Origin of the sequence: Thalassobius sp. MITS945101 (assembly GCF_047123305.1) — a bacterium.
In the GTDB taxonomy this organism is placed as follows: Bacteria; Pseudomonadota; Alphaproteobacteria; order Rhodobacterales; family Rhodobacteraceae; genus Thalassobius.
Map to the genome: position 1 here is coordinate 46,042 of NZ_CP138918.1, position 13,351 is coordinate 59,392.

General features: G+C 61.3%; 12 protein-coding genes and 1 pseudogene. 6 read left to right on the forward strand and 7 right to left on the reverse strand.

Annotation, left to right across the window (positions count from 1 at the left end):
• Positions 1 to 90 precede the first annotated feature (90 nt).
• The 4 genes and pseudogenes from SIC14_RS00225 to SIC14_RS00240 all read left to right on the forward strand — a co-directional run bounded on the left by SIC14_RS00225 (position 91) and on the right by SIC14_RS00240 (position 3,652).
• A pseudogene (locus SIC14_RS00225) lies at positions 91 to 1,308 on the forward strand (carbohydrate ABC transporter permease).
• 5 nt (positions 1,309 to 1,313) lie between these two features.
• The gene (locus tag SIC14_RS00230; protein ID WP_412563853.1) at positions 1,314 to 1,469 is read left to right on the forward strand and encodes a hypothetical protein; all 156 of its coding nucleotides are present in this window, start codon (positions 1,314 to 1,316) and stop codon (positions 1,467 to 1,469) included.
• Between the two features lie 57 nt (positions 1,470 to 1,526).
• Positions 1,527 to 2,606 carry an MGH1-like glycoside hydrolase domain-containing protein gene (locus SIC14_RS00235; protein WP_412563854.1) on the forward strand — a complete coding sequence of 360 codons (1,080 nt, stop codon included), beginning with the start codon at positions 1,527 to 1,529 and terminating at the stop codon, positions 2,604 to 2,606.
• Positions 2,606 to 3,652, forward strand: coding sequence for an ABC transporter ATP-binding protein (locus SIC14_RS00240; RefSeq protein ID WP_412563855.1), 1,047 nt, complete (start codon positions 2,606 to 2,608; stop codon positions 3,650 to 3,652). The genes SIC14_RS00235 and SIC14_RS00240 overlap by 1 nt, the downstream gene beginning before the upstream one ends.
• A 111-nt stretch (positions 3,653 to 3,763) precedes the next feature.
• Here the strand turns inward: SIC14_RS00240 and SIC14_RS00245 are convergent, their stop codons facing one another.
• Positions 3,764 to 7,186: an indolepyruvate ferredoxin oxidoreductase family protein gene (locus SIC14_RS00245; protein WP_412563856.1), complete on the reverse strand. Its 3,423-nt coding sequence runs from the start codon at positions 7,184 to 7,186 to the stop codon at positions 3,764 to 3,766.
• 194 nt (positions 7,187 to 7,380) lie between these two features.
• On the opposite strand from SIC14_RS00245, the gene SIC14_RS00250 reads away from it, so the two are divergent.
• Together SIC14_RS00250 and SIC14_RS00255 are read left to right on the forward strand one after the other, a co-directional pair.
• The gene (locus SIC14_RS00250; RefSeq protein WP_412563857.1) at positions 7,381 to 7,842 is read left to right on the forward strand and encodes an Lrp/AsnC family transcriptional regulator; all 462 of its coding nucleotides are present in this window, start codon (positions 7,381 to 7,383) and stop codon (positions 7,840 to 7,842) included.
• 531 nt (positions 7,843 to 8,373) lie between these two features.
• On the forward strand, positions 8,374 to 9,069 hold the full coding sequence (locus SIC14_RS00255; protein WP_412563858.1) for a hypothetical protein: 696 nt from the start codon (positions 8,374 to 8,376) through the stop codon (positions 9,067 to 9,069).
• Positions 9,070 to 9,088: 19 nt separating this feature from the next.
• Here the strand turns inward: SIC14_RS00255 and SIC14_RS00260 are convergent, their stop codons facing one another.
• The 6 genes from SIC14_RS00260 to SIC14_RS00285 form a co-directional block, all read right to left on the reverse strand.
• Positions 9,089 to 9,508, reverse strand: a complete 420-nt coding sequence (locus SIC14_RS00260) for a c-type cytochrome (RefSeq protein WP_412563859.1) — start codon at positions 9,506 to 9,508, stop codon at positions 9,089 to 9,091.
• Positions 9,505 to 10,020, reverse strand: a complete 516-nt coding sequence (locus tag SIC14_RS00265) for a c-type cytochrome (RefSeq protein WP_412563860.1) — start codon at positions 10,018 to 10,020, stop codon at positions 9,505 to 9,507. The genes SIC14_RS00260 and SIC14_RS00265 overlap by 4 nt, the downstream gene beginning before the upstream one ends.
• 85 nt (positions 10,021 to 10,105) lie before the next feature.
• Positions 10,106 to 10,645 (reverse strand): AAA family ATPase, encoded by a 540-nt coding sequence (locus SIC14_RS00270; protein WP_412563861.1) that lies wholly within the window; start codon positions 10,643 to 10,645, stop codon positions 10,106 to 10,108.
• A gap of 81 nt (positions 10,646 to 10,726) precedes the next feature.
• Positions 10,727 to 11,404, reverse strand: a complete 678-nt coding sequence (locus SIC14_RS00275; RefSeq protein WP_412563862.1) for an ABC transporter ATP-binding protein — start codon at positions 11,402 to 11,404, stop codon at positions 10,727 to 10,729.
• Positions 11,397 to 12,686, reverse strand: a complete 1,290-nt coding sequence (locus SIC14_RS00280; RefSeq protein WP_412563863.1) for a lipoprotein-releasing ABC transporter permease subunit — start codon at positions 12,684 to 12,686, stop codon at positions 11,397 to 11,399. Before SIC14_RS00280 ends, SIC14_RS00275 begins: the two co-directional genes overlap by 8 nt.
• A gap of 72 nt (positions 12,687 to 12,758) precedes the next feature.
• Positions 12,759 to 13,262: a DUF2937 family protein gene (locus SIC14_RS00285; protein ID WP_412563864.1), complete on the reverse strand. Its 504-nt coding sequence runs from the start codon at positions 13,260 to 13,262 to the stop codon at positions 12,759 to 12,761.
• Between the last annotated feature and the right edge of the window lie 89 nt (positions 13,263 to 13,351).

Here is a 13,351-nt window from a genome sequence, read left to right on the forward strand (position 1 = left end):
TTCAGGCGCTTGTTGTTCAGGGCTTTGCCCCTCTGGGTCTGCGACCCATTCACCCCAGAGTATTTACGGAACGTTGAAAGGAGCGGTCAGATGCGGATCTTTCTGAACGGAGCCTTTACGGCCGCCCTGCTAGGGGCGCTGTGGATGATGGTTTTGGCGATCACCTTTGCGGTGGCCGCGGCCTTTGCCAGCGGCGCGGCGCGTTTCGCCCGGATCTCTTGTTGTCGCTCCTCTGGGGGCTGATCGGCGGCTTGGCCGTGATCTACACCGGCGCGGGACGGGGCGTTGCGATGCTGGTGAGTGTCGGGGCGCTCTGCGGTCTGGCGCTTGCCGGGCTGGCGCCTGTGGTGGCCGAGGTGGGCCTTGCCGGGCGTTTGCTGGTAAACGGCGCATTGGGGCTGATCTTTGGCCTCAGCCAGCCCGTGCTGCTGGCCGAGGTGACCGGCCCAGCGACGCAGACCCGTCATGCCATTGAGGATGCGGTGATCCGGTTTCTGACGGGGTTTGGCTATATCTTCTTCACCGCTATTGTGGCGATCCCGTTTTACGTCATGGTGATGACCAGCCTCAAAAGCCAATCCGAGCTGCTGAAGAACCCGCTGGATTTCTCCATCGATCTGTCCAAGGGCTGGGATCTGTTCCGGTCTTACGTGGAGCTGTTCCGGGATTCAACTTCGGCGACTACCTGCTGAATTCCATGCTGATTTCGGTGCTGACGGTCTTCATCACCCTGCTGTTTTCGGTGCCCGGCGCCTATGCGGTGGCGCGGCTGCGGTTCAAGGGACGGGCTGTGCTGTCCCGATCCATCCTGCTGATCTATATGGTGCCGATCATTGTGTTGGCCCTGCCGATCTACATCGCCTTTTCGATGACGGGGTTGCGCAACACCATCGTGGGCATCCTGCTGATCTATCCGGTGACCACCATCCCCGTCGCGCTTTACATGCTGCAGGGCTATTTCCGTGGACTTCCACATGAGATCGAGGAGGCGGGCCTGATGGATGGCCTCAGCCGTCTGGCAGTGATCTGGAAGATCACCCTGCCCCTGTCGCTGCCGGCATTGGCGTCGGTCTCGCTCTATGTGTTTCATGATTGCCTGGAATGAGTTTTCTGCTGGCCTTCATGTTGCTGGATGACCCGTCAAAATTCACCCTGACGCGTGGCATTGCCAGCCTCAACTCTTCAGAAATCCCCCGCCAGCATCTGATGGCAGGCTCGGTCATCGCCACCGTGCCGATCATGGTGCTGTTCCTGGGGCTTGAACGTTTCATGACCAAAGGCCTGACGGCCGGGTCTGTCAAAGGATAAGACAGATGAACCAAGCCAGAGATCACATCAGCCTTGATGAGCAGGCCCGCGCGGTGCTGCGTGGCAATGACCGCGGCGGCTATTCGGTGCCGACCGATGGGCTCTACCGTACCAGTGGAACTGGGACAGCGGCTTTGCCGCCTGGGGCTTTGCCAGTTTGACCTGCCCCGCGCCTGGTCCGAGCTGGAGACCCTGTTTCCGGCCAATGGCCCACCGGCATGTTGCCACATATCCTATTTCATAAACCCGATCCCGGCTACTTCCCGGGGCCGGAGGTCTGGGGCACGGAGGGGCTGGGGCCTGTGCCTTCCTCCGGCATCAGCCAGCCCCCCGTCGCCGCGACCTTTACCCGGCTGACCTATGAACAAGACCGCGCGGCAGGCCGCGCCCATATCGAAGCGCTCTATCCCAAATTGCTGGCCTGGCACCGCTGGTTCATGCAGTGGCGCTGCCATGAAGGCATGATCTTTGTCACCCACCCGTGGGAATCGGGCCGCGACAACACGGTGGATTGGGATGGGCCGATGGCGGCGATCGATCCGGTGGGCATTGACCCCTACACCCGACGCGACACCGCCCATGTGGATCCGCATATGCGCCCCACCAAAGCGGACTATGACCGCTACCTGTTCCTGGTGCAGCGTGGTCGCGATCTGGGCTGGGACGAGGCTGCGATGGCCAGCGATATGCCGTTCAAAGTGGCCGATCCAACCATGACCTTCATCCTGTTGCGCGCCAACCACGATCTGATTGCCCTCGGCCAAGAACTGGGACAGGACGTGTCAGAGATTGAAGGTTGGATCACCGTGTTGGAGGCCGGTGCCGAACGGTTGCGCCATCCCGACACCGGGGTGTTTCAGGCAATTGACCTCAACACCGGCGCCCATGCGGGCAATGTGACCTCCGCGGCTTTCCTATGCTGGTATGCGGGCATCGACTGCCCGGTGATGCTGGGCGAATTGATGGAGGCCTTTGAGGCCTGCACCTACCCGGTGCCCAGCCAGAAAGTCACCGACCCGAAGTTTGACGCCATGCGCTACTGGCGTGGCCCGACATGGACCATGATGAATGCCATCACCGCACTTGGGCTGATCGACATGGGGCACTTGGACGCCGCCGAAGAGCTGCGCATCCGCTCGGCCCGCCTGTTGGCGGAACGCGGGTTTGCCGAATACTTCAACCCACATGAAGGCGATCCGGCAGGCGGCGGCACCTTCACCTGGACCGCAGCGATCTGGCTGGCCTGGGCCTCGCCCAGCGCGGCAACCTACCCAGCAGAGCAACAGGGAGAGCAATGATGGGTGCGATCAAACTGAACGCTGTTGAGAAATGGTACGGCGAGGCGCAGGTCATCAAAGGCGTCGATCTTGAGATCCAAGACGGAGAGTTCATCGTCTTTGTTGGCCCCTCAGGCTGCGGTAAATCCACCCTGCTGCGGATGATCGGCGGGCTGGAAGATATCTCGCGCGGGACGCTGGATATTGACGGGCGCGATGTCACGGCGGAACCGCCCGCCAAAAGGGGGCTGGCGATGGTGTTTCAGTCCTATGCGCTCTACCCGCATATGTCGGTACGCGACAATATGGGCTTTAGCCTGAAAACCTCGGGCGCGCCCAAAGCCGAGATCGCAGAGAAAGTCGGCCACGCCGCCGAGGTGCTGAAACTGGAATCCTATCTGGACCGCCGCCCCAAGGACCTGTCCGGCGGACAACGGCAGCGGGTCGCCATCGGACGCTGCATCGTGCGCGACCCCACGGCGTTTCTGTTTGACGAACCGCTGTCGAATCTGGACGCAGCGCTGCGGGTGGAAATGCGCTATGAGATCGCCAAGCTGCACCAGCGGCTGAAATCCACCATGATCTACGTGACCCACGATCAGGTCGAGGCCATGACGCTGGCGGACCGGATTGTGGTGCTGGAGTTCGGCAAAATCGCCCAGGTCGGCACGCCGCGCGAACTTTATGAACGCCCCGCCAACCTGTTTGTGGCCCAATTCATCGGCAGCCCGAAAATGAACATCCTGCCCTGTGCCACGGCCAATGGCACCTTCCAACTGGAGGGCAGCCGTGGCGGTGATTATGCAGGTGCCCGCCCCGCCGAACATCTGGGCATCCGCCCCGAACACATCACACTGGGTGCGGAAGGCAGTGGGCAATGTGACGGCACCGTGGATGTGATCGAATACCTCGGCGCGGACAGCTTTCTGGTGATTGACGGCGGTGAGCTAGGGCAAATCACCGTGCGCGAAAGCGGCGATACCACGCGCAGCCCCGGCGACCGCGTCGGCCTCAGCTTTGATCCCGAACGGCTGTCGTTCTTTGACGCCGACGGGTTGCGGGTCTGACAGTCGCTCTGTGCAAACAAGCAGGGGGGCGTTGCCCCCCTTACCCCCCAGAGTATTTGCAGACCGTTGAAAGCGCCTTTCAATGATCGCTAAATACTCATGCTCCTCGCGTTAAGCCTCGCGGACCGTTTGCAGGGCTTTCTCAGCCGTTGGTTTCAGCGCTTTGACGCTGGCCTCTTTCACCGGACCATAGCCACGGAATTCCTGTGGCAAGGTCAGGAAGCGGCGGGTGTCTTCCAGCGTGTCTGCTGTGACCTTGCCGGTGATGGCTTCCAACCCGTCGAGGAACCAGTCCCGCAGCGCCCGTTCCATCCGGCGTTCGGCGGTGTAGCCAAACACATCCAACTTGGAGCCGCGCAGGGATTTCAGGCCGGCCAGCCGCGAGAGGACCGGTGACATCCACGGGCCAAAAGCCCGTTTCACCGGGCGACCGCGGGCGTCTTTTTGACGTGACAGCAGCGGTGGCGCCATGTGGTAGACCTTTTTGTAGCCGTCCTCAAATTCGGCCTTCAGCATCGCATCAAAGCCGGTCTGGCTGTGCAGGCGGGCCACTTCATATTCGTCTTTGATCGCCATCAGGCGGAACAGGGTTTTGGCGGCCTCGCGGGTCAGCGCCTCTTCGTGCTCAGTGGGCAGGCTGGCGCGGAAAGCGGCGATGGCGTTGGCAAAACGCAGGGCATAGGCCTCATCCTGATAGTCTTTGAGGAAGTCCACACGCAGGGCGATCACCGCCTCCAGGCTGTCGTCAACCTCAGGCTCTTGCGGCAGAACGCGGGTGGGATCCACCGCCATCACACGGCCCAGATCAAAGGCGCCGGTGTTTTTCTCAATCGCAACGCCATTGAGTTCTATCGCCTGTTTCAGCGCCGCCTCGGACACCGGCACCAGCCCCTTTTGCCAGGCCGCGCCCAGCATCATCACATTGGCAAAAACCGCATCCCCCAGCAGCGCTTCGGCCGCTTTGTTTCCATCAAAGCCCGCGACGTTGTCCGCGCCAACTGCGTTGCGGATCATCTTTTCGCGGCGATCCACCTTGAGGGCGGCGTCCCGTTTCAGCACCAGATCCCCGGTTGGCATTTCGGCGCGGTTCAGGATCACCTCGGTGCCCAGACGGTAATGGACCGAGGCTTTGGGGGCGGAAGACACAACCATATCGCAACCGATCACCGCATGGGCCGCCCCCTGATCGATGCGCACCTGATGCACCGCCTCAGGCGTTTCGCCAAGACGGATGTAGCTGAGGACGGTGCCGAATTTCTGCGCAAAGCCGGTGAAGTCCAAAACTGAGGAGCCGCGCCCCTCGATATGGGCAGCCATGGTGATCAGCGCGCCGACAGTGACAACACCGGTGCCGCCAACGCCGGTGACCAGCAGGTCAAACGGCGTCGCGAGCGAACGCATTTTGGGCTGCGGTAGATCCGCCAGCAGCGCAGGCATGTCCAGATCGGCGCCGGATTTCTTGCGTCGCTCCACGCCCTCGATGGTCACGAAACTGGGGCAGAACCCATTGAGGCAGCTGAAATCCTTATTGCAGTTTGACAGGTTCACGCGGCGTTTGCGGCCCAATGGGGTTTCCACCGGCTCCACACTCAGGCAGTTGGATTCCACCGAACAATCGCCGCAGCCTTCGCAGACCAGCGGGTTGATGACGGCGAATTTCTTCGGATCTTCCATCTTGCCACGTTTGCGGCGGCGGCGTTTTTCGGTGGCGCAGGTCTGTTCGTAGATCAGCACCGACACACCTTTGACCTCCCGCAATTCACGCTGCACCGCATCCATCTCTTCGCGTGGGTGGAAGGTGATGCCGCTGGGGTATTCTGCACGGTCAAACTTGCCGATATCGTCTGACACCAGCACAATCCGCTGCACCCCTTCGGCGCGGCTGGCCTGCGCGATGCCGAGGACAGAGACCGGCCCGTCCACCGGCTGACCACCGGTCATGGCTACCGCATCGTTGTAAAGCACCTTGAAGGTGATATTGGCCCCTTCCGCCACCGCCTGCCGCACCGCCAGGGAGCCGGAGTGATACCAGGTGCCCTCGCCAAGGTTCTGGAAAATATGTTTGCCACCGTTGAACTTGCTGGCAACCACATGGGGCACGCCTTCGCCGCCCATTTGAGCATAGCCCACCGTGTTGCGCCCCATCCAGGAGGCCATGACGTGACAGCCAATACCTGACGCCGCGATCGAGCCATCCGGCACTTTGGTCGAGGTGTTATGCGGGCAGCCCGAGCAGAAATAGGGGGTGCGATTGGCGCCGGGTAGGTTCAGCACCGGCGGCTCTGGCGCGGTCAGCTCTTGCGCCTTGGCCATCAGCCCCTCTTCGGGGAAGAACCGGTCCAGACGTTCGGCGATCACCGGCACCAGATCCAGCGGGCTCAACTCACCGGTCCAGGGCAGCAGCGGATCGCCAGCAGCACGGTGTTTGCCGACCATTTTTTGCGGTTTTTCGCCGGGCCAGTCGTAGAAATATTCCTTGAACTGGCTTTCGATGATGCCGCGTTTTTCTTCGATCACCAGCACTTCTTCCTTGCCCTTCACAAAGGCAAGCGCGTCGCGGCGGGCCAGCGGCCAGACCATGCCGACCTTATAGATGTCGATGCCCAAACGGCGGCAGGCGGCGGCGTCCAGCCCCAGAAGGCGCAGCGCTTCCATCGTGTCCAGATGGCCTTTGCCGGTGGTGACGATGCCAAACTTGGCGTCTTTGACGTCATAGATGCGTTTGTCGATCGGGTTGGCCTCCACAAAGGCCTCCACCGCGTTCAGTTTATAGCCGATGCGGGTCTCGATCTCGGGGCTGGGCAGGTCACCGTGGCGCACATGGATACCGTTGGGCGGCAGCTCCACCTCGGGATAGGTGAAGGTCCGATCCGCGTGCAGCGGCACCGAACGGCCGCTTTCCACGGTTTCCGAGATCGCTTTGAACCCCACCCAGGTGCCGGAATAGCGCGAGAGGGCGAAACCGTATTCGCCATACTCCAGATATTCCTCAACCGAGGCGGGGTTCAGCGTGGGCATGAACCAGGTCATGAAGGCCACATCGGACTGATGCGGCATGGAGGAGCTTACACAACCATGGTCATCGCCCGCGACCACAAGCACACCGCCTTTGGGGGAGGATCCATAGGCGTTGCCGTGGCGCAAGGCATCGCCCGAACGATCTACGCCCGGACCTTTACCGTACCACATGGAAAAGACCCCCTCGACCTCACATTCGGGGTCAAGGCTGGCCTGTTGGGCGCCCAGCACAGCGGTGGCGCCCAAATCTTCGTTCACGGCGGGCATGAAAGTGATGTCATGCGCCTCAACGGTTTTGCGGGCGCGCCACAGCTCCAGATCCAGACCGCCTAGGGGGGATCCGCGATAGCCCGAGACAAACCCTGCCGTTTTATGGCCCGCCACCCGGTCCCGTCGGGTCTGTTCCAGCATGATCCGCACCAGCGCCTGCGTGCCGGTCAGGAACACACGGCCCTCTTCCAGATCGTAACGGTTGTTCAGCTGATATTGGGCAAATCCTTGCGGCTGGGCAGTCATCTTGGGGCCTCGCTTTCCATTTTGTGGCACGCTACTGCGCGCGGCGTGGAAAATGCGGCCAAAATACATGTTAAAGCGCCGCATATTCGGCAATCTGTTTCACATTCTAGCACAAATGCGGTTAACTATCTCCAAATTGTCCGGCGGCTGGCAGAACTGCCCCGGCGGACCTGCGCAAACTGGACTCACTTCTCATGCAGCTTGATGACCGCGATCTTACCCTACTGGAGCTTCTGCAACGCGACTGCCGCATGTCCAACGCCGACCTGGCGGAACAGGCGGGGCTGTCCACCTCATCCTGCTGGCGCCGCATCCGGGCGCTGGAAGACTACGGTCTGATCCGCCGATATGGCGCGCAGCTGGCGCTGGAGAAGTTGGGGTTGGGGTTTCATGCGATTGTCCATGTGCAACTGACCCGCCACGATCCTGAAAAACTGAAGGATTTCATTCGCGTAATCGGCGAACGTCGTGAGGTGCTGGAATGCTACGCCACCACCGGACAGGCGGATTATCACCTGCGGGTGCTGGTCGAGGATATCTCCTCCTACAACAGTTTTCTGGAAGAGGTGCTGTTCCGGATTGAGGCCGTGGCAGGGGCGCAGACCAATGTGATCCTGAACGAGGTAAAACGGGCCGATCTGGTGGCATTGCGCTGACTCCTACCAGAATTTGCGGGGGTTGCGCAGTTATCCACAAGATAAGTTTAAAATCCCTGACACTTCCGGCCGTTGCTTTAACCACTTGGCAAGACATTTGCAGTCTGCTTGCGCATGTTTTGCACCCTAACCTGAGAGGCCACCCCATGCGATTTCTGCCCATCGTATTGGGCTGGGTCATAGCTGCCTCAGCCCTGTCAGCCATCGCGGCGATCCCCGGCGCGACAAGTGAAAATGCCATAGCGGTTCCTACCGTGACGGCAGGCTAAAATCAGCGCCTCTGGCCCCGTTTAAGTGAATAGGGGCCAGAGGGCTCTGGGACCGATGCGCCGTTTGCACCGGTCCAGTAACAGGTAAGAGGTTAAGGTTTTGCGTTTCATCACCCTTGTTCTGGGCTCTGCCCTTGCGATCACCGCGTTTTCCTTCATGTCCACCCAGGCGTCGACGCCGGAACATCTGTTGCCGATGCACATTCTGCATTAACCCAATCAACCGCTGGACCTTTCGTTGCCATCGTGGCCAGATAGCCCCATGCGTGTGATCCTGTTTCTGGCCCTGCTTCTTGGCCTCGCCGCCTGTGGACGTCCCCTGACGGAGGCGGAAGAGGCCTATGCGGAAACCTATTATGGGGATCAGGTGGATCCTGCCCGGGTGCGGTTTGTGAACGGGCATTTCGCCCGCAGTTTCAATATGCGCTACAAGGCGCGGCCCCGCGTCACCTGTCAGGAACGGATCTTTCCGCCGTTTGAAGGCGACACGTTCGAAAGCTCCCCTGCCGCGATTGCGCTCTATCAGAAAGTGCTCTACCGTAAGAACCTTTACCGCTCTGACTTCACACAGGAATATGTGGTCGAGGGCAAGCCAGCCACCAACCTCTATGACCTGATGCTTTTTGCCCATGAGATGACCCATGTCTGGCAATGGCAGAACCGCAAAGTGACCGGCTACTCCCCCTGGCGCGCCGCAAGGGAACATCGTCCGGGCCATGATCCCTACCTGTTTGAGCTGGACAGCCAGCCGGATTTCCTGAGCTTCCCCTATGAACAACAGGCCGCCATTGTCGAAGAGTTCACCTGCTGCCGCGCGCTAGCACCGCAGGCCGCGCGGACCAAACGGCTGCATGATATGCTAGCCGAGGTGATGCCGGTGCGGTTGATCCAGACACGGGTGGACGCGCTGGCGACCGTTCCTTGGAAAGGTGCCAAGATCGAAGGCATCTGCGACTGATCCCCGTCTGCACGGCGCGCTATTCGGCCTGAAGGGTCTCCAGATAAGTCACCAGTGCGGCCAATGGGCGGGGCACCGGCGTCATGCGGCCATCGCCCACATCCATCGGCACGGTGCCGCCTTCCAGAAAGCCGCCAAACTCTGGCATCCTTTGGTCACCCAACGCCATGCGATTGTAGCCATCGATGGTGGACAGCACCGCCGCGCGGGGGAACACCCCACCGTTGCCCTGCGCCAGAAGCGTCAGATCGGCGGGGCTGTTTGCGGGCCCCGCCAGATCCGCGCCGCCTTTACCATCTGCGCCATGGCAGACCGCGCAGTTTTGCTGATACAGTGCGGCGCCTTCGCCGGGTTCGGGCATCGCAGTGTCTTGAGGCGCCACACAGGCGCTGACTATCAGCGTCACAGGCGCCGCCAAGAGAAGGGATTTACACGTCATTCTTGAATGCTCCGCAGATAGGTCACAAGATCAACAATCGGCCCGCTGGTGATAACAGGCTGGCCGTTATCCGCCTTCATCGCGCGGTCATCGCCTTGGAAAAAATCGCCATAGACCGGCATGGAGGACCCGTGGCTGACCAGCGGGTCGCGGCCGTCAATCCGTTCAATGACACGCTGCATCGGGAAGGTGCCTGCGTTGGATCTGCTCAGATCGGACAGCGCTTTAGGTTGCACCATCAACACCGCCGCCATCGGTCCCTGCCCGTCCGCCTCGAGCCCATGGCAGCTGGCACAATGGGTCATGTAAAGGACACGGCCCGCCTCCACCTCGGCACGAGTGTCGATCACTTGCGCCTTGGCCATGGCTGGCACCATCAAGATCAGCGCACAGATCACAACGGTGCGCAGGACCGGCCTGCGTCCTGCCTGAAACCGTCTGTGCCCCTGCGGCGGGCGTTTGCGGAAATCGAGAGGGGTGCGCGCGTGTTGGCTGTGTCGGGATCGAAACATCGGGGGCCTCCTTTCGGGTTGACTGCCTGCTTAGACAGCCTGCCAGATCCGAAAAGGCTCCGCTTTGACACGGATCAGATTGTGGTCAGCGCCGCGCTGGCACCTCCGTACCGTGTTCCGCCGCCAGATGCTCCAGAAACTGCGCCACCGCTGCGGGGCTTTGCAGATGATAGCTGCGGGTGCCCTCATCCGCCTTGTCGAGACAGCGCTGCACCCCGCGCCGCCCGGAATGGCGGGTGTCCCAGATCCAGCGATAAAACTCAAAAGAGAACTGTTCGGGGCAGTCTTCCGGCAGATCCGGGCGGCTTTGACCCCAATGGCGCAGCATCCGCCAGAACACCCGGCGGTAGCGCAGGCCTAGCGGCAGGTCGATCCAGATGAAGGTGTCCGCCCGTTCCAACCGTTCAGCCCATGTCGCCGAATGCCCGCCCTCAAAGATCCATTGATCGCGGGCGTGCACCTCCTGACAAAGACGGGTCTTTTCGGCGCGGTCCCGTTCGACCCAGCCGGGTTGCCAGTGGATCTGGTCGATGTGCACCACCGGCAGGCCCGTGATTTCGCCGATCTGACGCGCAATGGTCGATTTTCCTGCCCCGGGCTGGCCCACAATCATCACACGTTGCATCGGAAATCCCCTTTCAAAAAGCGGCCGAATTTACGTGATAACAGCTGTTCGTCAAGCCCAGCGCAATCAAAGCAGCAATGCTTACACCAGCTGCCCCGCCTCAAGTCGCAGCATCCGGTCCATACGGCCCGCCAGCTCCAGATTATGGGTCGCGATCAGCGCCGCCATGCCGGTGGAGCGCACCAGCGTCATCAGCGCGTCAAACACCTGATCCGAGGTGCCCGGGTCCAGATTGCCGGTGGGTTCATCCGCCAGCAACAGCCGTGGCTCATTGGCCAACGCCCGACAGAAGGCCACCCGCTGCTGCTCGCCGCCAGAGAGGGCAGCGGGGCGGTGATCGGCGCGGTCGCCAACACCAACCCGCGCCAACAGGTCCGAGGCTCGCGTCACCGCTTCACTGCGGGCAATTCCATTGGCCAGCTGTGGCAGCACTACGTTTTCCAAGGCCGTGAACTCGGGCAATAGGTGATGGAACTGGTAGATAAAGCCGACATCTTCACGCCGCGCGCGGGTGCGGCGACGGTCCGACTGATCGGTCATCGGTTTGCCACAGAGCGTCACCGCCCCTTGATCCGGCGTGTCCAGCAACCCCGCGATATGCAGCAGGGTGGATTTACCAGCGCCAGAAGGCGCCACCAGAGCCACCACTTCGCCGGGCTGGATCGCCAGATCCACCCCGCGCAGAACGGTGACAGGATTGGCGCTGTCCTGGGCGTAAGTCTTGGTCAGGCCAGAAAGGTTCAGAACCGGATCACTCATAACGCAGCGCCTCCACCGGGTTCATCCGCGCTGCCCGGCGGGCGGGGAAAATCGTCACAACAAAGCTCAGGCCCAGCGACAGGCTGATCGCCGTCATCACATCGCCAAATTGCAGCTTGGCTGGCAGATGGTAAATGCCGCGGATCGAGGGGTCCCAGGCCTGCCCGCCAGCCATCCAGTTCACAAAGCCAAAAATCGGGTCGATATAAAACGCAAAGAGACAGCCCAATGCCACTCCGGCCAATGTCCCGACAATTCCCGTCAGCGACCCGCAGATGAAAAACACCCGCAGCACCGCGCCTTCGGTCAACCCCATCGTGCGCAGGATACCAATGTCGCGACCTTTGTTTTTGACCAGCATGATCAACCCCGACACGATGTTCATCGCCGCAATCAGCACCAGGATCGACAGGATCACAAACATCACGTTGTCTTCAATGTCCAAGGCCCGGAGGAACCCGCCCGAGGCATCACGCCAGGTCCAGAGCTGCGTGCCCTCGCCACCCGCCCTGAGCAGCGGCAGCGCCAAATCCTCAATCCGTTCAGGGGCGGCAACCATCACCTCCAGCTCATCCGCGGCATTGTCGCGATTGAAATAGGTCTGCGCTTCGGTGAAGGGCATGTAGACCCGCACGCGGTCGATGTCATAACGCCCCGCCGAGAAGACATAGACCACCTCATAGGCTTTCACCCGCGGCGAGGTGCCAAAGGCGGTTTTCACACCGTTGGGGGAAATAACCTTGATCTTGTCGCCCACCGCAACACCCAGTTCGCGGGCCACGCCGGACCCGATGGCGATGCCTTCGCCAAAGCGGGAAATGTCCCCATAGCCGGTTTCAGGGTTCACGATGCGCGGGATGGTTTTCAGGTCTTCCAACGAGATGCCGTAGACCTCGATCCCGGCGTTGTAGCTGGCGCGGTTGGCCATCACCTGACCTTTGACCAGAGGCGCGACGCGGGTCACCCCGGGCACCTCACGCAAACGCGCGGCCATTGCCTCATATTCGGGGATAGAGCGGTCTATTTTGCCGGTCTGCGGATCAACGGTGCCGATGCTGTAAACGGTCACATGCGCATTGGCGCCCAGAATGGTGTCCACAAATTCCGCCCGGAACCCGGCCCGCACGGCCAGCGTGGCGATCAGTGCGAACACTGCCAAAGTGATCCCGATCAGAGAAATCCAGGTCATCACGCTGACCCCGCCCTCGGCCCGCCGTGCACGCAGGTAGCGCCAGGCGATCATCCATTCAAATCGTGCAAAAGGAGGGGTTTTGCCCGCCATATCGGCCTCATCGCGATTGTGTCGTGCTCAGGACTGACCCAGCCCGGAAGGAAGGTCAAGTGTTTCAGCCCGTTAGCCTGCAGATGTGGCGGCGCGGCGCCGGAACACCAACCGCAGCAGGCCAAGGAGCGCCGACAACAGACCAGCCCCGCCGAGGAAGCCCACACCGGCAAACACACCGCCCTCCAGCGTCAGAGGAACGGCGGGCTGATAGGCCTCATAAGCGCGGGTGGCGATGTCGCGATCTGTGAGGTGGCGCAGCTGATAGGCCCGCATGAAGGGCCCGGCGTTCTGCAACGCGGTGAGCGCCTCCGAGAGATCTGCGTGCCGGTCAATCGTCCGCTCCATATCGGCGCGGCGGCGGGTGAGGAAATCCGTGCCTTGCATCTGTTCCAACGCCTCCGTGCGGCTGAGGTTTGAGGCCGCCGCAGTGGCATCAAAATCGGCAATCACCGTTGTCAATTCATCCACCGCCCCGCCAAGCCGCTGGGCATATTGTTGCGAAAACTCCGGAAACTGCGAGCTCACCCCCGCTCCCGCAAGCCCGGCCATCACTGTCACCGCTCTCAGGATCATCCTGCCCTCCCTTTTGGCCAACTTAGCCGCAAAGCAGGATTTATGCATCCCGCCAGAAGATGCGCGAGGAGGCTAGCGGAATCCGGCTG